The organism is Legionella maceachernii (assembly GCF_900167045.1).
Taxonomy (GTDB): domain Bacteria; phylum Pseudomonadota; class Gammaproteobacteria; order Legionellales; family Legionellaceae; genus Tatlockia; species Tatlockia maceachernii.
The window spans coordinates 91,471-111,699 of sequence record NZ_FUXJ01000009.1 but is presented as its reverse complement, the minus strand read 5'-3'; the positions used below and the strand labels follow the sequence as shown (position 1 = coordinate 111,699).

Sequence of the window (20,229 nt, the reverse complement as noted above, 5' to 3'; positions counted from 1 at the left end):
TTTGACTATACTTAAGTGAGTGTGCCTTTAAAATGCCATGAAAAAAACCAATAAGGAAGTCGCTAATGCTTTATCTCGATTTGCCGATTTATTACACGATTCGGACAATAATCCTTATCGAGTACGCGCTTTTCGCAGAGCCGCTTATTCCATTTCTCAATTAGACGAAGAAATTGAAACATTACTTAAACAACACTTCGATTTGACTTCCATTCCGGGCATCGGTAAAGGAATAGCCTCGGTTATCATGAATCTAATTCTTTCGAATAAAGAACCTGTGATTAAAGAAAAAATTTTATCGGATTTAACCGATATACCAGGCATTGGAAAAACGCGGGTTAGAGAATTAAATAAGCATAATGTATTTACCAAAACTCAATTGATTCGGGCCATTAAAAAAAATCAATTATCCGATATCAAATGGCTTAACCAAAAATTCATTGATACTCAGCTTAATAAACCTAAATCTTTTGCCATAAAACGTTTCATTAGACTTTATCATGCTATCCCCGTAGTCAGCGACTTGCTAAAGCATTTTCATTCCATTGATGAAATCACTTGGTTTGAAAGTTGTGGTGAATATAGACGAAAAAAAGAGATCGTCAGTGAATTTATTTTTTTAATTCATGCACCCCATTTCACGCAAGCAATGAATGAATTTTCCCATGCGAAAGGAGTTAAACACATCATTAATCAGGACGATGAAAGTATTGTTGTTTTATTGTGGAATAGTATGAAATTGACTATCTATAATGTTGCATTAAATGCTATTGGAGCCGCTTTAATTTTTTATACCGGTAGTAAAAAGCACATCAAGCTTCTCAATGATGAAGCGATAAAAATGGGGTATCAACTCAAAGAAAATGGTCTTTTTCACGAGAATAAAATCATTGCCAGCGCTGAAGAGGAGATCTACAACGCATTAAATCTCGATTACATCGAACCTGAGTTAAGAGAAGGAACGCATGAAATTACTGCGGCTAAAACTCATCAATTACCCAAGCTTATTGAGTTAAACGATATCAAGGGTGATTTACACTCTCACACTAATGAAACCGATGGAAAAGACTCTTTAGAAGCAATGGTACGAGGAGCAATAGAAAAAGGCTATGAGTATTTTGCAATTACCGATCATTCTAAACGCTTAGCGATCACCAATGGTCTCGATGAAAAACGGCTTCTGCAGCAAATTGAAAAAATTAATGAATTAAATGCTTCTTTACCCGAAATTTTAATTCTTAAATCGATCGAAGTGGATATCCTGGCAGATGGCTCCCTTGATTTATCTAATGAGGTTTTAAAAGAATTAGATATTGTTGTCGCCTCTGTTCATTCTCTTTTTAAATTACCCGAAAAGAAGCAGACTGACAGAATATTAAAAGCAATGGATAACCCTTATTTTAATATCTTAGGCCATGCTACAGGACGATTAATTCGTGCAAGACCAGCCTATGCAGTGAGTATCGAACGAATATTAACTGCCGCAAAAGAACGAGGCTGCTTTATTGAACTCAATTCTCAGCCTTATCGTTTAGATATTAATGATATTTATTGCCAACTTGCTAAAACTATCGGTGTAAAAATTGCCATATCCAGCGACGCCCATAGCATTCGAGAACTTGATTTTATGAAATTGGGGATCAATCAGGCCAGACGTGGCTGGTTGGAAAAAAAAGAGGTTATTAATACCTACTCATGGAATGAATTAAAACGCTTACTTAAACGATATTAGCAAGCGATTGAGAGTGGAAGAGATAACGACGCTAAGCATTATCCCCTTTAATTTTCTCGATTGTCGGCCATAGATGATAAAAATGATGCACAGGGCCAAAACCCTTACCTATTTTTTCATTTTTTGCAGCATCAATTGCCTGAAAAATATAGCTTTTCGCCATTTGACAAGCGCTAAGCATGTCAAAACCAAGCGCCAAGCATGAAGCAATAGCTGCCGACAAAGTACATCCCGTGCCATGCGTGTTTTTAGAGTCGATTCTTGGGCTTCCTAACCAATACTTCTCTCCTTGTTTACTGAGAAGAAGATCATTTGAATCGAGATCTTTTGCGTGCCCACCTTTCAATAAAACATACTCTGTTCCAAACTCCAGTAAGTGCTGCGCCATTTCAACCATTTCAGATGAACTCTTTGGTCCTAATAAAGTCTTAGCTTCGGGTAAATTAGGTGTAATGAGAGTCGTGAGCGGTATAAGATGGTTTTTTAACGCATTTAGAGCGTCTGGCTCCAATAAAGAATCCCCACTCTTGGCGACAGTAACGGGATCAAGAACAACCGGAATTCCTTTGGCATGGTTATTAATGAAATCCGCAACAAGCTCCACAATTTCTCTTTGAAATAGCATGCCAATTTTAATGCTATCGGGTCTTATATCTTCAAAAATTGCATGTAACTGCTCATCAATTGCACGTAATGGTAACTCATAACAAGATTTTACCCCTTGCGTATTTTGCACAGGTAAAGCAGTTAGTACAGTCATCCCATAACACCCAAAAGCAGAGAAAGTTTTCAGATCAGCTTGAATACCAGCGCCTCCAGAACCGTCAAATCCTGCAATGGATAATGCTTTGTGTTGCATAGTGGGGTAATTTTCTCTTGTTAAAAATATTTAGGTGCAAAATCGCTCATTCAAAAAACAAAGTGTAATAACTTTGCTACATAAGAGTGATATAATAGCGCTGAAACGAGTTATTTCTAAATACTATTATTTATGAACGCTAAAAAAAATCACATCTTAATCATCGATGACGATAAAGAAATCTGTTTATTGATCAGCGATTACTTAACACAACACGGCTATAGAACAACCTGCGCTCATAATGGAAATAATTTACCCGCTTTATTGCGTGAAAACAATTTTGATTTGATTATCCTTGATATCATGCTTCCCGGTCCAGATGGTTTGAGTTTATGTAAAACCATTCGTCAAATTTATGATGTCCCTATTTTTATGTTAAGTGCGGCAGACAGTACTGCGGACCGGGTTGCAGGATTAGAGTTAGGTGCTGATGACTATATCACCAAGCCTTTTAACGCACGCGAATTATTAGCGCGCATCAAAGCCCAATTAAGGCGCACCAACGGTGAATTGTTAACGAGTAAACGATTAAGCCCCATAAAAAGATTGCGCTTTGCTAATTGGCAATTAGATAGGGAAACACATTGCCTTATTGATGAAGAAGATATTGCAATCCCTTTAAGTCAACGCGAATACGATTTACTCCTTATTTTTCTGGAGCACCCCGGGCGGATCTTAAGTCGCGATCAGCTCACTGATTTACTCTATGACAGAGATTGTGATCCAATGGATAGGACCATTGATGTATTAATTGGCCGCTTGCGCAAAAAAATTGAATCCGACCCGCGAAATCCTCACTTGTTAAAAACAATTCGAGGTGGTGGTTATCAATTACAAACCCAAGTTAGTTCATCATGAGCAAATTAACCTCTTCGGCTAAAAAAACCTATGCAATGCTGCTCACAGGAAATATTCTTGTGTTACTCACATGCATTGTTTTAACTCAATACCTTATTTTTGCCGCGCTAAGACCGGCTATACCCCCTAAGACTGTGCACTCCATTATCAAGCTGGTTCATCGGCTTCAATCCAAGCCCGAATCCAATTGGTCACGCATACTGCAAAAGCAAAAAATTCCCTGGTCAAAAATGACTCTATCAGAAACGCCACTTTATCAGGATAACGCCTTGTTAAATCTACAGCCTCCTATTGTGTTTGATTTATTAAAGCACCAGAAACATTTGCAACTCTCTGTTTTCATTAAAGAAAAATCTTGGCTTAATTTCAGCCTCGTTCCCCCTCAGCATCATCACACGGGCTTGCGCATTGTCCTAGCTGTTGCCCTTTTAGGACTCTTATTTGTTCTTTTTTTAATTAATTATTGGGCAGTAAAAAGTCTCAACCAACCTATACAGACTTTAATACAAAGCCTTAAGTACAATGAAAGTCAGGAAAACTGGCTTTCTATTCCTGTGACAGGAAACAGCGATCAACGCATGCTCTTTACGCAAATTAACTCTCTACAAATGAAAATGAGCAAATTATTGCAAAATCGTACGCAAGTGGTCACGGCTATTTCGCATGATCTACGCACTCCTTTAACTCGATTAAAATTACGAATGGAATACCTTACGGAAAATGAGCATTTCGAAAAAATGATGCACGATGTGAATGACATGGAAATGATGATTCGAGAAACACTAGACTATTTCAAAGAAGCACATGATGAGGAAAAAAAGCAACGTTTTGATCTCGTCGCAATGCTACAATCCCTCTGCGAAGACACTTCAGATTTGAAGTTTGATGTACAATTCATTGCTCATGAAAATAAGCTCATCTTTTTTGGCTCCCTTAATCTGCTAAAACGCGCTTTTTCTAATTTGATCAACAATGCCGTTTATTACGGTCAACAAGCCCTCGTGTCACTGGAAAAGAACGCCACTCATGTTGAAGTTTCCATCCAAGATAAAGGGGTAGGCTTAAATGACAACGACATTGAGCGCGTTTTTCTCCCTTTTTATCGAGGCGAAACGTCCCGCTCACGAGAGACTGGCGGAGCTGGCTTAGGCTTAACCATCGCTAAAGAGATTATTCAACTGCACCATGGGAAAATTAGTTTGTCCAATCGGCTAGAAGGGGGCCTAAACGTCCTAGTAAGTTTGCCATTGGATGAGGCAAATCATTAAGCTGAAATGAGGCAACGTCCCTGAAGTTTTTTACCCACTAATTCCTAACAGATCGAAGTCAATTCAAAATCCGTGAAAAATAAGAGGCAGGAGTGTGTAAAAAAATTTCAAAGACGTTGCTTACTTTTATATGTCAATTGTAAAGAATCGCCAAGTATTTTATGCTTTTGTAGAAATAATTCTAAAAATGGACTTTTCTATGATAAAAAAAACCGCTTGGTTAGCACTGTTTTCCTTTAGCTACCTATTACAAACTCATGCTGCTCCTCCCCCACCTACTTCAAGTTATATGCCCGTTGTGGATAAAGAAAGTTTTCAAACGGTTCTAGAGCGTATGTCTAATGCTAAACAGGGTATTAACGATAAGCAGCAGACTCTCCTCAATCAACGCTATGATTTGAGTAATAAACCGTCGAAAGATACCATGACAACAGGCAAGCCTATGCAAGAAGGCGTACGCGTCAAACTTCCTGCAGGCATTACCTGGGATGATTTGGCCAAAATGACTCCGGAGCAAATTAAAGAAAAGGGGGTATTTCCTCAAGGCTTTCTTCCATTACCTCACCCCAATCATACCGAAGGCGGGATGCTGTTTCCAAAATTTGCGATTGATGAAATCAACAAACAAGAAGGACGTGATTTAACGCGATTTGATCTTGATTTTGACATTCCTGATCATTTTTTACCTCCTTTCCCAGCCCCTATTTATCTGACCACACGCCCCGATTTGGGTGATGTATCCCAAGGTAAGCTGGTAACGATCGAAAACTTTTATGAACTATTCAATGGCATACTTAACCCCAAACAACTGGAAGGGTTAAGGTTACTTGTTACGCCTTTCCCGCAACAGCAGTTTAACCAAACAGCGGATCGCCGCACTGTAAAGCCCAGCCGTGGTGTTGCGTGTTTCGACTGCCACGCCAATGGCCATACCAATGAAGCGACCCACTTAGTGGGTGATATACGTCCTCAAGAATTCCGCCATCGCATCACTACACCCAGTTTAAGAGGTGTTAACATTCAACGCTTATTCGGTTCTCAACGCGCTCTGAAAACGGTGGAGGATTTTACAGAATTCGAACAGCGCGCCGCTTATTTTGACGGAGATCCAGTCATTGCGACTAAAAAAGGGGTGAACGTTCTTGAACGAGGCAGCCAAGTGCATTTCATGGCCGAATTCCAAGAAATATTAGATTTCCCGCCCGCACCTAAATTAAAGTGGGATGGAAAACTAGATCCGGCCAAAGCGACCCCAGCCGAGTTAAGAGGACAGGAGCTGTTTTTCGGCAAAGCCCAATGCGCAACATGCCATACACCACCTTATTATACCGACAATACGATGCATAATTTGCAAACAGAGCGCTTCTTTAATCCGGTGTTGATCAATGGCCTTAAAGCAGTCGGTGATGGTCCCATCAAAACCTTCCCGCTTCGTGGAATTAAAGACTCACCCCCTTACTTGCATGACGGCCGTTTACTGACTTTAGAAGACACGGTGGAATTTTTTAATTTGGTTCTTAGTCTCCAACTCAATCAACAAGAAAAACAAGATCTGACGGCGTTTATGAAAGCACTGTAAGATAACGTATCCGTGTTCTAAGACTCGATAATCCGAGCTGGGATTGAGAATTTTTTCAGGGCGTGCGCATGAGAATGTGCGCACCGACCGCATGACGCGGGTTTTTCTGAAATTCAGTCCCAGCACAGAGGCTTTGGTCTCAATCTCAAAACGAGATGATTCTCAGGCCTAGACGTACGTAGCCCAAGGAAATTGAGAAATAAATCCCGGGCTACCCTGCTTAAAATTTATAAATTGAAAATTCAGAATGGTTGATACATCCTACCTCTTTAGCGAGGGCAGAACCCATAGGCGTAGCTTGTAGCGTTGCAAAATGATATCCTCTCCAGGTTTTTTCCTTCCAGGCTTATTCCTCCACTCAGGCTCTAGTTTTAACGCCTAGCCAATAGTGGTTGCAAAAAATGTCCCGTATAAGAAACCTTATTTTGAGCAATCATTTCGGGTGTCCCCGTGGCAATGATTTTCCCTCCTTTGCTACCCCCTTCAGGGCCCAGATCAATAATCCAATCAGCCGTTTTAATGACATCTAAATTATGCTCGATAATGATAATAGTATTACCCTGCTCTCTTAGCCGAAATAACACACTGAGCAATTGTTTTGTATCGTGAAAATGTAGTCCCGTCGTTGGTTCATCAAGAATATATAAAGTATTTCCTGTGTCTCGTTTAGATAATTCACGAGCCAATTTAATTCGTTGAGCCTCGCCCCCCGATAAAGTGGTAGCACTTTGACCTAAACGAATATACGACAAACCTACATCAATCAGCGTTTGGCATTTTCTTGCAATGACAGGGATAGCATCAAAGAAAGTGCGGGCATCTTCCACTGTCATATCAAGGACTTCATGAATATTTTTGCCTTTATACTCAATCTCGAGCGTTTCTCTATTATAGCGTTTGCCCTTACAAACATCGCAGGACACGTAAATGTCAGGTAAAAAGTGCATTTCGACTTTAATTAATCCGTCACCTTGACAAGCCTCACAACGGCCTCCACGCACATTAAAGCTAAAACGTCCCGGTTGGTAGCCTCGCGCACGTGCCTCCGGAGTACCTGAAAACAATTCACGAATAGGAGTAAAAATTCCCGTATACGTGGCAGGATTTGAACGGGGGGTGCGACCAATCGGACTTTGATCGATGTCAATCACTTTATCGCATAATTCTAATCCCTGAATTTCGTCCACCGTACCTATCGTGAGAAGACTAGCTCGATTTAATTTGTTTGCTGCAAGGGGGTATAACGTATCGTTAATTAAACTTGACTTTCCAGAGCCTGAAACCCCTGTCACACAAGTAATTAGTCCCAGTGGAATACTCACTTCAACGTTATCTAAGTTATTACAGTTAACCCCTTTCAAATAAAGCATCTTTGACTTGTCCATTGGCACCCGCGATGAAGGAATTTCAATGGCTTGTTTTCCTGAAAGGTATTGGCCAGTCAACGAAGTGGCGTTTGCCATCACTTCTTTGGGCGAACCACAGGCCACTACTTTGCCACCATGAACCCCTGCACCAGGGCCAATATCCAATACGTAATCAGCGGAAAGAATAGCATCTTCATCGTGTTCTACCACAATCACCGTATTCCCTAAATTACGCAAATGTAACAACGTATTCAGTAAACGTTCATTATCGCGCTGGTGTAACCCAATTGAAGGCTCATCAAGGATATACATTACACCGACTAATCCTGAACCAATTTGGCTAGCCAACCGAATTCGCTGCGCCTCCCCACCCGAAAGCGTTTCAGCGCTTCGAGCAAGGGATAAGTAATCCAAACCCACATTCACCAAAAAGCCTAGCCGTTCGACAATTTCTTTATTAATCTTTGCTGCAATTTCACCTCGGTACCCTGTTAATTCCAGCGTTCTGAAAAACTCATGCGCTTTTTCAATGGAATAGGCTGTAATTTCTGGCAAATTTTTATCGTCAATAAAAACATGGCGAGCTTCTTCACGCAAACGAGCACCATGACATTGCTGGCAAGGACGTGAAGATAAATATTTGGCTAGCTCTTCACGGATTAACGACGAATCCGATTCTCGATAGCGGCGTTGCATATTAGGAATAACCCCCTCAAAAGGGTGGTTTTTGACCATGTAATCCCCATGTGCTCTTTGATAGTGGAATTCAATCACCTCTTTTCCACTGCCATAAAGGACTATTTCTTGTATTTTCTCAGGTAAATCACAAAAAGAGGTTTCAATATCGAAATGATAATGACGAGCCAATGATTCCAACATAGGGTAGTAATAAGTCGTTTTTCTGTCCCAACCGCGAATAGCCCCTTCAGCTAAGCTCGCACTTTTATCATGAACCACGCGCTCAGGATCAAAAAATTGATCCACGCCCAACCCGTCGCAAGAAGGACAAGCACCTACTGGATTATTAAATGAAAAGAGCCGCGGTTCCAATTCACTCAAACTGTAACCACACTCTGGGCAAGCAAATTTGGAAGAAAAAATCATTTCATCAAATTCGTCATCTACCGCAGCAACAACCGCTAATCCCTCTGCACGATTGAGCGCATTTTCAAACGACTCGCTTAAGCGCTGAGCGATATCAGGCCGAACTTTAAAGCGATCAATAACCACTTCGATCGTGTGTTTTTGGCGTAGAGTTAACTTAGGCGGATCATCTAATTCGCATAACTCACCGTCGATACGAGCCCGCACATAACCCTGGGCCTGCAATTGCTGAAGTAACTGCACATGTTCACCCTTTCGCTCGCGCACTACTGGGGCTAATATCATGGCTTTGCTACCCTCTGGCATCGCTAAGACTTGATCCACCATTTGGCTAATCGTCTGTGCATGTAAACTAATTCCATGCACTGGACAACGGGGCTCACCCACTCGCGCAAATAACAGGCGTAAATAGTCATAGATTTCGGTAATCGTTCCTACCGTCGAGCGGGGATTATGGGACGTGGCTTTTTGCTCAATGGAAATCGCTGGCGATAAACCTTCAATTGAATCCACATCCGGTTTTTCCATCATGGACAAAAATTGACGCGCATAAGCAGAAAGTGATTCCACATAACGACGTTGGCCTTCGGCATACAGTGTATCGAAAGCTAAGGACGATTTACCGGACCCAGAAAGTCCGGTAATTACGATTAATTGATTGCGAGGCAACTCCACATCGATATTTTTAAGGTTGTGGGTTCTTGCACCGCGAATGCTGATGGAATCCATAGGCAATTTGGTTTAAAAAAAAGACAAATTATAGCTGCAAATGGTATTAAAGCAAACGCAAAGAGGATTGCTTTAAATTAAGTTTAGCGGATAAAAATTTATATTGGAGCCTGACATATACTATCAGGCCCTTTTTGCTGCAAAACAATTAAAACAAGGGAGATTCAGTAAATAATGACTCACACTGATATTCTTCTGTGTTTGAGTTCTCGTAAGTAGTCATTTTGACTTCTTTTGACTTTTTATTAATCGATGCTAGCTTTTCAATGTCATTTTGCTCTCTAAAGAAGACTAGCCAATCTGTCTTGCTCTCATCCACTTCAGTGACAAATAAATTGATGGATGTTTGACCATACATTTGATCATAAGTTTCTTCATACTCTTGATAGTGTTCCGTCAAAGCCTCTCTTATTTCGCCCTTAATCTGTGCTAACCTTTCAGAGCCCATTTGAATCATCTTGCCCACACTTAAATTTTGGGTAGAAAAAGCTCTAAATTGAATAACTAACTGCATGATAAATCTCCATATCGACAATGTGATCGAATAATATCCATACTGACTCGAATTGTAAAATGAAAATTTCATTTTTATACAAATAGCTAAACTATTTTTCCCCTAGCCCTATAAATTCTAAAAATGATATACTGCATTTCATGTTCATTGACTAGAACCTGACATGCGTCCATTTTTAAATTTTTTTATCAGTTCTATACTGCTGCTATGCGTTGGTTTAGCACATGCTGATAATAATTTTAAAGAATTCGAACAACAACTCAGTGACTCAGTGATTACTGCTAAAATTACCGCCAAATTTGCTAAGAACGCGGATCTCAATCCGTTAAAAATTTCAGTGTCAACTAAAGACGGTATCGTAACGCTGAAAGGGAATGTCAAAGATAAACAAACCTTTGTTGATGCATTAAAATTAGTTAAAGTCACAAAAGGGGTCAAAGCGGTTGAAGCGGACGATTTAGAAATTAAGCAAGTGAATACCGCGTTCACCGATGCATACATTACCGCAAAAGTGGAAGCAGCAGTGTTAAAAGCAAAGGTTTTTGACGACGAATCGATACCACTAGTGGGAATCAATGCCAGCACAACGAATGGCACTGTGACTCTGTCTGGCAAGGTAAAACAAGATAAATCCATTGTTGCTATCATCAAACGAGTCAATGCCGTTCGTGGCGTTAAAAAGATTATTTCAAAACTGCAGGTGAGCAAGGATGCTTAATGAATCCCCTCGCCCGCTTTAAACTATTTCTTTGGATTTTTGGCCATTTTAAAGTTCCATTAATTGGCCATTTAAAACCTAAACTCATGACCATGGATGATCAACGTGTCATTGTTAAGCTTCCCCTTAGCCGACGAAGTAAAAATCATCTTAACTCGATGTACTTTGGTGCTCTTGCAGTAGGGGCTGACCTTGCGGGAGGATTACATGGCTTTTATTATGCCAATCAGTTAAAACTAAAAATATCCCTCGTTTTTAAATCGTTTCAAGCACAATTTCTCCAACGCCCCGAATCAGATGTCTATTTTATTTTCGATAAAGGCGAAGAGGTGAAAGCGATGATTGAGGAATCTAAAAAAACAGGGCAACGTATTAATACCCCTTTAAAAATTAAAGCATTTACTCATTATCCGGAAAATCCGGAGGAAATTGCCGATTTTATTTTAGAGTTATCGGTGAAAGTTTTGGTTTAACGCCGTTGACCTACTCATGAAGAGGCAATCGCTCCCTCTTTCGCTACATCCTGCGGCTTATCCGCGGGATGTAGGAATAGGAGGGAAATCTATGACGTGAAGAGTATGAAAAATGAAGAAGCATCCAACTTACGCTATGTTTCCACTGTTCTTTCTTACCTTTATCTACACTTTGCTTTTTTATCTTATTTTTTCTAATCAACGCATTGTTGATTTCACGCCTTTTTATACCTCAGCAAAATTGCTTCTTGCGGGTAAAAATCCTTACCCCGTTCAACTTGTCATGGCTGTCAATTTAAATCCTCCGTTTTTCATTTGGCTTTTTAGCCCATTAGCTCATTTTAACTACCGTGCAGCCCTAATCATTTGGTCAATGCTTTCACTATGTTCAGGCTTCCTAGCAGCCCGCCTTGTATTTCATTATGCTTTTTCTGCGGAGCAATGGAAGAAATATTGGCTGTATTTCTACCTCATTTACTTTTCTTTTTTTCCCATTTTAATGGATACATCAATAGTACAAATCGGGGCGATTTTAATTTTTTTCACTATGCTTGGTTATCATTTCTATCTTACCAACCGCTGCTACTTAGCCGGTATTTCATGGGGAATTATCATCGCATTAAAATTATTCCCCGCCTTATTGCTGTTCTATGTTTTAAAACAAGGACGCACGCGAGTCTTTTTAACGATGCTCGCCACGTTTCTATTAGCTTGTTTAATTCCCATCCTATTCTATGGACCAACTCTGTATGTGCAATATCATTCGATGATCACTCGAGTCCTCTGGTTTGGCGATAGCTGGAATGCGTCTGTTTATGGTTTTCTTTTTCGTCTTCTTATCGATACCCACTACACTTCGCATAATTTAATCCCAATAGAGCTCCTCTATTCCGGCCTCTTTTTAATTTTGCTCATTCTCTATCTTAAAACGCTTGGCCCATCCACTGTATACAAAACACATCAAGTTAATCATCAACCCTTCTGCTTAACGTTGGTTATGATGTTATTACTAAGCCCTTTTGGCTGGCTGTACTACTTTTCACTGTTAATGTTCCCTTTGGTGCTCACGTTCTCTACGGTTTTCGAGAAAAAAAACACGTCACCAGTACAGCTTGTACTATGGACCGCATGCTTTTTTCTCATTAATTTTCCTCAAGCTTATGTCGTTAATAAAGAAATGCAACATTTTGTCGAGCGCATTACTTTATATTCATTTTGCTTTTATGGCTTAATACTTTTGCTCTATTTTTTAATCAAAAACCAGCAAATTCATGGGCATCATGAACTAAATATCCACACGTTTTTGGAAGATGAGCAAAAACGCCGCTCTCTCATTGCTGTCTTTCTTTTCTTTATGTTTGGTTTAATTGTTCCACTGAATAGCTTACTTATCGCTTTATCATTACCTGAACAAGAGAAAAGTGCTCTGTTTGAAATGATTGAAAAGCAAGAATCTTTGGAGAGATAAAATGCTTAGATTATTATCCTGGAACAGTACGGTAAATGAATAATCGCAAGCTACAAATCGGCTTTACGTTAGTACTGATTAGCGTTTACTTTCTACTTTTTTTTGTCCTATTAATCCATCCAGACAAACAGGATTTTACGTCCTTTTATTCCGCCCTTTTGTCACTAAAAAATAACGGAAACCCTTATGGAATACTGTACAGTGACTTTTTATCGTCCACTAAACAACTAACCCCTAACTTAAATCCACCGGTTACTTTATGGTTTTTCAGTCCACTCGCTTGTTTTAGCTATCCTACTGCTTTGATAATCTGGATTACTCTCTCTTTTATCCTTGGATTAATCGGGGCGTGGATCGCCTTTTATTATACTTTCTCAGATAAATTCATTAAAAAATATAAACTAATTTTACTGCTCATGTACTTCTCCTTTTTCCCAACAATGGTGAATACTGTCATAGCACAATTTGGTTCGTTCCTATTATTTTTTTTAATGCTTGGTTACCATTTTTTTCTCTCTGATCGTTATATTAAGACTGGCATTTGTTGGGGTCTTTGTATAGCGCTTAAGTTTTTTCCTGCTTTGGTATTGTTTTATCTCTTTAAACAAGGTCGTCTGAATGCTTTAATGATTGCAGTCTTTAGTTTTTTATTGTTTAGTCTAATTCCATGGGTGACTTACGGAATTGAAATTTATTCGCAGTATATTACATTAATGGAGCGGGTTTTTTGGTACGGGGATAATTGGAATGCATCAATTTACGGTTATATTTTTCGCTTATTTGGTTATCACAATAAACCCTATCTAGAACTTTTTTTTGTTGTTTTACTTTTAGTCTTATTGTTTTGGTATTTTCGCAACCTTCGTCTATACAAAACAACAACGATTAATCACCAACCTTTTGGTATGACTTTAGCGATGATGTTGCTCATCAGCCCCTTTGGTTGGCTTTACTATTTTCCCCTGCTCGTTTTTCCTTTTGCATTAACCTGGGCAACCGCCCTTCAAGAAACCACCTCGACAAATACAACTATGCTCTTATGGCTATTCTCCCTTTTTCTTATTGATCTACCGCAAGGGTATGTTATCACTCAAAACATGCAAAATTTTGCTGTGCGTTTAATTCCGTCTTCGTTCTATTTTTATGGATTAGTTTTATTAACTTATTTGCTAAGTCAAAAGCAGATTATTTCCGGCAAAAACGAAATAAATTTGAAGAAAAGGGAATACCCCTTTTTATTTATCCTTCTTTTTATCTTGCTGTTCGGAGCAATAGTAACCCCATTAAAAATCCTTCTCACCGGATAATGCAAATAGCTTATATTCATTGGGCTCCTTAAGTGATAGCCTCTCAACGTAGAAAAAGAGGATCGCCTATCTTCTCCTCAGGAGGAATTGACAAACTCCCTAGCGAAGTCTAACGTTAACTGAGAAACCTGCATTTGCCAACTACATAAGCAGCAATGATTGATTTAATTATTCACACACAACCTGACGATGAAAGCTGTGGGCCTACTAGCTTACATGCCATATACCATTATTATGGTTTAAATGTCGATCTTGAACAGGTTGTGAGCTCTGTCGATCGCTCTCATTCGGGAGGAACTCTAGCACCCATGTTAGGCAAACATGCATTGCAAAATGACTTTAGTGCCATCATTTATATTAATAATCTTGATGTTTTTGATCCGACTTGGTTTTCATCGGATCAAGGAGAAGCTTGTCAAAAGAATTTAGCCAGTAAATTGACTGCACAAATGAAACATAAATCTGACAAAGCCATTATTCAAGCAAGCGAAGCCTACTTAGAATATTTAGCGTTAGGGGGGAGCGTGCGTTTCCAAACCCTCAATGTCCCCTTACTTAAGAAATATTTTCTTAAAAATATTCCTATTTTAACAGGGCTTAGTGCCACTTATTTGTACCGTAGTTCTCGGGAGCGCTTCACTAAACAAGGCGAATCAATTTACGATGACATTCGCGGTACACCTTGTGGACATTTTGTTGTATTGTGTGGTTATGATGAAAAGAAAAGACTTATTATTGTGGCTGATCCGCATCGAGAAAATCCAATTTCAAATGATAACTACTATAAGGTAAATTCTAACCGTCTTATTAATTCGATTTTACTTGGTGTATTAACCTACGATGCCAATCTATTAATAATTCAACCGAAGGGATTTGAATGGAAACTATAATTGTTACGGATCATCCATCCAGTTGGAACTTTTTAGCTCCTCTTGCTTCTATTGTTCAAGCTTCAGATTATTTATCCGATGCCAATTATCATCATAGTAAATCCGTAAGAGTGATTAATCTTTGTAGTTCCTATAATCATCAGACAATAGGATATTATGTTTCTTTGCTCGCCCATGCCCGCGATCACAAAGTTATTCCTTCCGTGGATAGCATTCAAGATGTCTTGAGTACGAGCTTATCTAAATTTATTTCGCAGGATGTGGATGAAGAGATTCAGCATAGCTTGCATGAAATCAAAACTGAGGAATTTGTATTCAGCCTCTATTTTGGTCAAAATATGGCCAAGTGTCATGCGGCTTTGGCTAAAAAACTACATGGACTATTTCCTTTACCTATGCTCCGCTTCACTTTTGAGAAGAAAAAACAATGGCGAATCAAAGGGGTGCAAACTGTTGCCCCCAATGATATCCCTGCGCATCATCAAGAATTCATGCAACAAGCAGCAGAATGTTATCTCTCAAAAAAACGTTTCCATCAATGGCGTAAAAAACAGCGCTTTCATGATTTGGCTATTCTTATCGACCCGGCTGAACCAAATGCACCCTCTAATAAGAAAGCCTTAGAGATCTTTGCTAATGTAGGCGAGTCAATGGGATTAAACGTTGATTTTATTGAGAAAAGTGACAGTAAAAGCATTGCCGAATACGATGCCCTCTTTATTCGCGCCACAACCGCTGTTAATCATTACACTTACCGCATCGCAAGACGTGCCTCACAAGAAAATTTAGTTGTTATTGATGATCCGCAATCCATTGTTAAATGTTGCAACAAGGTTTATTTAGCTGAATTAATGCGCAGTCATCAAATATTAACTCCTGATACCAAATTCATTAGCAAATACGATAAAGCGATTCCTGAAATTGAATTTCCCTGTGTACTTAAGCGCCCAGACAGTGCTTTTTCACACGGCGTGATTAAATTGGATGATGCTAAAGCATTACAAAAATCGCTCGCCCAATTTTTTAAAACCTCTGACTTAGTGTTAGTGCAGCCTTTTATTCCCACCGAATACGATTGGCGAATCGGTGTGTTAGACAACAAACCCATTTTTGCCTGCCGCTATTACATGGCTAAAAACCATTGGCAAATTTACAATTGGGATGCACGAAGCGAAAAGGTGGAAGGTCCTAATGAAACCATTCCATTAAATGAAGTTCCAGAAGCCATCATTAAAACGGCCTTAAAATGCGCGCGCTTAATTGGCGACGGCTTATATGGCGTTGATATAAAAAGCCATGGCGATAAACATTATGTCATTGAGGTCAATGATAATCCCAATATCGACTGCGGCATTGAAGATAGGCTTCTCGGTGAAGCACTGTATGAGCAAATCATGAATGTCTTTTTACAACGTATTCGCAGGAAGCATGGTTATGTCTAATTATTCGCTTTTCTCTGTCATTGGTCTCGAAATTGAATACATGCTGGTTGACCCTGAAAAATTAGATGTACAACCCAAAAGTGATGTCATCCTAAGAAGTTTGGCTGGAGAACAAGTCAATGAAGTGGAGTTAGGCGATATTGCTGTCAGTAATGAATTAGTGATGCACGTTCTGGAATTAAAAAACAATGGACCTAAACCCCCTCATGCTCCGCTCGCGCAGCAATTCCAACAGACTATCCTTAAGTTGCAACCCTTATTAACCCAATGCAATCTGCAACTTCTCCCGACTGGCGCTCATCCGTGGATGGATCCTCTCACTGAAACGAAACGCTGGCCGCATGGTAATATGGGGATTTATCGGCAATATGACGCCATTTTTAATTGCCAAGGCCATGGTTGGGCTAACTTACAAAGCATGCATGTCAACCTGCCTTTTGCGAATGACGAAGAATTTTGCCAACTCCATAATTTAATTCGCCTCATTTTACCGCTACTTCCTACTATCGCTGCTAGTACTCCTTTTCTTGATGGTCAAAAGACCGGCCTAAAGGATTCCCGCTTGTATTTTTATGGTAAAAATCAACAACGTATCCCTTCAATCAGCGGCGATATTATTCCTGAGTTCATCGCCTCTGAATCCGAATACCAACAAGCCATCTTACTCCCCATGTACAGGGATATCAGTCCATTCGATCCCGAAGGAATTTTACAGAATGAGTGGCTTAATTCACGCGCAGCAATTCCCAAGTTTAATTACAAGGCCATAGAAATTCGTATTATTGATTCTCAGGAATGCGTACAAGCCGACATTGCCATTGCTCTTGCTATTCATGCGATTTTGAAGAATTGGTTAGCTTCTGATTACTATTTAGACAAACCTTGTGATACGAAGCGCTTGCGTGCCGTCTACGATCAAGCAGTAAAATCGGGATTCGCATTCAGTGTGGATGATGCTGAATTATGTGCTCAGTGGCAACTTCCTAAACGCAAAATGACTGCTCAGGAAATTTGGTCTCAACTTATCGAGCGTGTGAGTTCTGATTTGGATAGAACAAGTCAGCTTTGTCTTGAATACATTTTAAAACATGGAAACTTAAGTGAACGAATTTTACGGGCTTGCGGTAATGATCACAGTAAATCAACATTAAACCGAGTGTATCGTCAGCTAGGCCATTGTCTCTTAACTAATCAGCTTTTTAACCCTTTATGAAAGAAATAGCACTTGTGGTGAGTTGTGAACATGCAGTGAATACCGTACCAGAACCCTATCAAGCGCTTTTCACCTCCTACCACGAACAATTGGCAAGCCATCGAGGCCTCGACCCTGGCGCTCAAGCCATTGCTTTTTCTTTTAGCCAGTACTTTGAGTGCGATCTAGTACAAGCTCAGGCGACTCGCCTGTTGATTGACTGTAATCGCAGCCTGCATCATCGCAACTGCTTTTCAGAAGTCACTGCCTTATTATCCAAAGAAGAAAAGAATCAATTAATCCAGCAATATTACTTGCCTTTTCGCCAGCGAGTGGAAGAAATAATAAAAAACCACATTCAGCAAAGAAAATTAGTCTTGCATTTATCTATCCATAGCTTTACTCCAGTGTTAAATAACGACATCCGTAATGCTGATGTGGGGCTCCTGTATGATCCCAAGCGCAACAATGAAAAGCGATTAGCCCAGCTATGGCAGCAATTGCTTAAGCAACACCATACAGGTTTGAGAGTGCGCCTGAATTATCCTTATCGTGGCGTAAGTGATGGCTTTACTAGTGCACTCAGAAAGCGTTTTCTGGATAATGATTACGCAGGCATCGAAGTCGAATCCAATCAAACGTTAATTGCAAATGAAGAATCTTTCGCTTCTCTTTGCAATCTATTGACTCTTACCTTAAACACTTTAATTACTCAGCCAGTGACTTCCTTGTAGCATAAAAACAAAAGCTCGCGACGAAATAAAATTTAGACTATTTAATTTTCAACTAGTGTTAATTAACAACAATGAACGCTATACTCTGTGTTTTAACTTTCTCTGAATATATGGCAATAAAAGAAACGATAGATGCAGTCATTACTTGGGTAGATGGCAATGATAGAGTGTATGCTGAAAAATTAGCTCACTACTGCGCGCAGCTAGGCATAAAGCGCACTGAAGGCGCCGCCCCCACTCGATTTAACGAACGCGGTGAGCTGACTTACTGTGTGATGTCCTTGCTTCGCTTTGCGCCTTGGCTCAAGACCATTTTTATTGTCACTGACCAGCAAACACCCCCTATTATCAAACAGTTGCAAGGAACCCCTCATGCAGAAAAAGTGAAATTGATTGATCATCGTGAGATTTTTTCTGGACTCGAGAGTTACTTACCTACTTTCAACAGTTTATCCATTGAATCGGTTTTATGGCGTATTAAGGGCATTTCAAACCAATTTATTTATCTTAACGATGATTTTTCACTTATCCGCCCTGTTTCTCCCCACGATTTTTTTCAAGGTGGTAAGCTTGTTTTACGGGGCGAATGGAAAATTCAGCAAAAGCAAAAATGGCACTATAAACTTAAGCATTATTTACTGGGTAAAACAGCCCAAACCCTCGAATCCAACAATTTACATCGGACCGTGCAGGAAAGAAGTGCCCAATTAGCAGGATTGAATAAGCATTTTTTTCATCTACCTCACGCGCCTTACCCTGCCAGAAAAGACATCTTTGCAAATTTCTTTCAAGAAAATCCGCAGCAATTATCGGACAATCTAAGCTATAGGCTTCGAGATTACAAACAATTTTGGCCGATTTCTTTAGCACAACATTTGGAAATTCAAAAAAAGAATGTTGTTTTTGATTCCTCTTTGGAAGTAGTAACTATTAATGGAGCCTGTCATTCACTTGCAAAAATCAAATCCCGATTAGCTCGTGCAGAGAGAAAGAAAAATGTGCCTTTTATCTGTCTACAGAGTATCGACGAAGCATCTGAACTGACTCAGAAACTGTTATTCAACTGGCTTGATCAAAAAATTATGGCGTAGGGTTATCCGTTAATCGATCGTAATCGAGCCCTATGGATCACATCTTTGCCTACGCCAAGTGTAGAACTCATTCATTTTACATAGATTTGTTGAGCCGGCTTATCGAAGCGATAAATAAGACCAAATGCAACCTGAGCTGTCTTAGGAGTAATTTTTGTCGCTTTAGTGACATTACCATTCGGCTCAAAAACAAAACTATGGATGCTACTATACGTGATTTGGCTAAAATCCATCATAAAAGAAAAACGCTCGTTGAAGGCGTGCCTAAGGCCAAGCCCCCATCGAAGACCACTTTTCCTAGTCGCTGCGCCATGAATGGTTGGATCGCCTCCTTCCACAAGCTTAATCCTGCCATTTGCATAGCCAATACGCCCATAAAGCACAGTGTTTTCAGAGAGAAGAAATCCAGGTAATGCACTTACTCCTTCACTATTCCGAACTGTGAAGGTAGTTTTAGCAAAATTCTGATGAACGTATTCATCATTGATCAATTTATATTCGACTGAACTCATGGTTCCATTGACTTCTGCGGCCAAATAAATTTGTTTATAAATCCAACTTAATCCCGCAAAAAGAGTACCGAATAAACCAATACCAGAGAAATGATTTCTATCGATCACATTAAAGGCACCTGATGTTGCTGTGCCTGGCCGTTGAACATGCGCCTTTTGACTAAAACTCGCTCCCTCAGGTCCAACAGCGGCTCCCACATAAAAGCCCGGAAAACAAGAGGTAGATACCAATAAAGAAATGACTCCAGTGACATGCGTTTTCCTTAACATATTATTATTCCCTTAATAAAATTTTAACGCCTCTCGATTGTATGCCCTCATTACAATTCTGTCTATTGCACGATCAAATAAAGGGATTAAATTCACGCGTAAAAAATGCTAGTTTAGTTTTA

The 20,229-nt window shown here is 39.7% G+C and carries 17 protein-coding genes; 13 read left to right on the top strand and 4 right to left on the bottom strand.

Features of this window, described 5'->3' with window-relative positions:
* The first annotated feature begins 37 nt into the window (after positions 1 to 37).
* Positions 38 to 1,732, top strand: coding sequence for a DNA polymerase/3'-5' exonuclease PolX (locus tag B5D33_RS09280; protein ID WP_058452094.1), 1,695 nt, complete (start codon positions 38 to 40; stop codon positions 1,730 to 1,732).
* A 31-nt stretch (positions 1,733 to 1,763) separates the two neighbouring features.
* Here the strand turns inward: B5D33_RS09280 and thiD are convergent, their stop codons facing one another.
* The gene (thiD, locus tag B5D33_RS09275) at positions 1,764 to 2,591 is read right to left on the bottom strand and encodes a bifunctional hydroxymethylpyrimidine kinase/phosphomethylpyrimidine kinase (protein WP_058452093.1); all 828 of its coding nucleotides are present in this window, start codon (positions 2,589 to 2,591) and stop codon (positions 1,764 to 1,766) included.
* 132 nt (positions 2,592 to 2,723) lie between these two features.
* Between thiD and B5D33_RS09270 the strand changes: the two genes are divergently transcribed.
* The 3 genes from B5D33_RS09270 (at position 2,724) to B5D33_RS09260 (ending at position 6,296) form a co-directional block, all read left to right on the top strand.
* On the top strand, positions 2,724 to 3,449 hold the full coding sequence (locus B5D33_RS09270) for a response regulator transcription factor (RefSeq protein WP_058452092.1): 726 nt from the start codon (positions 2,724 to 2,726) through the stop codon (positions 3,447 to 3,449).
* Complete coding sequence (locus B5D33_RS09265; RefSeq protein WP_058452091.1) at positions 3,446 to 4,717, top strand: sensor histidine kinase; 1,272 nt, start codon at positions 3,446 to 3,448, stop codon at positions 4,715 to 4,717. The genes B5D33_RS09270 and B5D33_RS09265 overlap by 4 nt, the downstream gene beginning before the upstream one ends.
* Positions 4,718 to 4,916: 199 nt before the next feature.
* On the top strand, positions 4,917 to 6,296 hold the full coding sequence (locus B5D33_RS09260) for a hypothetical protein (RefSeq protein WP_058452090.1): 1,380 nt from the start codon (positions 4,917 to 4,919) through the stop codon (positions 6,294 to 6,296).
* A gap of 371 nt (positions 6,297 to 6,667) precedes the next feature.
* On the opposite strand, the gene uvrA is transcribed toward B5D33_RS09260, so the two are convergent.
* Both uvrA and B5D33_RS09250 read right to left on the bottom strand, forming a co-directional pair.
* Complete coding sequence (gene uvrA, locus B5D33_RS09255; protein ID WP_058452089.1) at positions 6,668 to 9,496, bottom strand: excinuclease ABC subunit UvrA; 2,829 nt, start codon at positions 9,494 to 9,496, stop codon at positions 6,668 to 6,670.
* Between the two features lie 148 nt (positions 9,497 to 9,644).
* Positions 9,645 to 10,010, bottom strand: a complete 366-nt coding sequence (locus B5D33_RS09250) for a hypothetical protein (RefSeq protein WP_058452088.1) — start codon at positions 10,008 to 10,010, stop codon at positions 9,645 to 9,647.
* A 163-nt stretch (positions 10,011 to 10,173) separates the two neighbouring features.
* On the opposite strand from B5D33_RS09250, the gene B5D33_RS09245 reads away from it, so the two are divergent.
* The 9 genes from B5D33_RS09245 to B5D33_RS09205 all read left to right on the top strand — a co-directional run bounded on the left by B5D33_RS09245 (position 10,174) and on the right by B5D33_RS09205 (position 19,325).
* A complete protein-coding gene (locus B5D33_RS09245; protein WP_058452087.1) occupies positions 10,174 to 10,728 on the top strand; it encodes a BON domain-containing protein in 555 nt (184 codons plus the stop codon).
* Positions 10,728 to 11,201 carry a DUF4442 domain-containing protein gene (locus tag B5D33_RS09240; RefSeq protein WP_058452086.1) on the top strand — a complete coding sequence of 158 codons (474 nt, stop codon included), beginning with the start codon at positions 10,728 to 10,730 and terminating at the stop codon, positions 11,199 to 11,201. The genes B5D33_RS09245 and B5D33_RS09240 overlap by 1 nt, the downstream gene beginning before the upstream one ends.
* Before the next feature lie 112 nt (positions 11,202 to 11,313).
* Positions 11,314 to 12,669, top strand: coding sequence for a glycosyltransferase family 87 protein (locus B5D33_RS09235; RefSeq protein ID WP_058452085.1), 1,356 nt, complete (start codon positions 11,314 to 11,316; stop codon positions 12,667 to 12,669).
* Positions 12,670 to 12,704: 35 nt separating this feature from the next.
* Entirely contained in the window at positions 12,705 to 13,976 is a 1,272-nt protein-coding gene (locus tag B5D33_RS09230; protein ID WP_058452084.1) for a glycosyltransferase family 87 protein, read from the top strand.
* A 155-nt stretch (positions 13,977 to 14,131) separates the two neighbouring features.
* Entirely contained in the window at positions 14,132 to 14,866 is a 735-nt protein-coding gene (locus B5D33_RS09225; protein ID WP_058452083.1) for a C39 family peptidase, read from the top strand.
* Positions 14,854 to 16,308, top strand: coding sequence for a RimK family protein (locus tag B5D33_RS09220; RefSeq protein ID WP_058452082.1), 1,455 nt, complete (start codon positions 14,854 to 14,856; stop codon positions 16,306 to 16,308). Before B5D33_RS09225 ends, B5D33_RS09220 begins: the two co-directional genes overlap by 13 nt.
* A complete protein-coding gene (locus tag B5D33_RS09215) occupies positions 16,301 to 17,521 on the top strand; it encodes a carboxylate-amine ligase (protein ID WP_058452081.1) in 1,221 nt (406 codons plus the stop codon). The genes B5D33_RS09220 and B5D33_RS09215 overlap by 8 nt, the downstream gene beginning before the upstream one ends.
* Positions 17,518 to 18,234, top strand: coding sequence for an N-formylglutamate amidohydrolase (locus B5D33_RS09210; protein WP_058452080.1), 717 nt, complete (start codon positions 17,518 to 17,520; stop codon positions 18,232 to 18,234). The genes B5D33_RS09215 and B5D33_RS09210 overlap by 4 nt, the downstream gene beginning before the upstream one ends.
* Before the next feature lie 71 nt (positions 18,235 to 18,305).
* Positions 18,306 to 19,325 carry a stealth family protein gene (locus B5D33_RS09205; protein ID WP_078767399.1) on the top strand — a complete coding sequence of 340 codons (1,020 nt, stop codon included), beginning with the start codon at positions 18,306 to 18,308 and terminating at the stop codon, positions 19,323 to 19,325.
* A gap of 71 nt (positions 19,326 to 19,396) precedes the next feature.
* Here B5D33_RS09205 and B5D33_RS09200 read toward each other — a convergent pair whose 3' ends face one another.
* A complete protein-coding gene (locus B5D33_RS09200) occupies positions 19,397 to 20,107 on the bottom strand; it encodes an outer membrane protein (protein ID WP_058452078.1) in 711 nt (236 codons plus the stop codon).
* Positions 20,108 to 20,229: the final 122 nt, after the last annotated feature.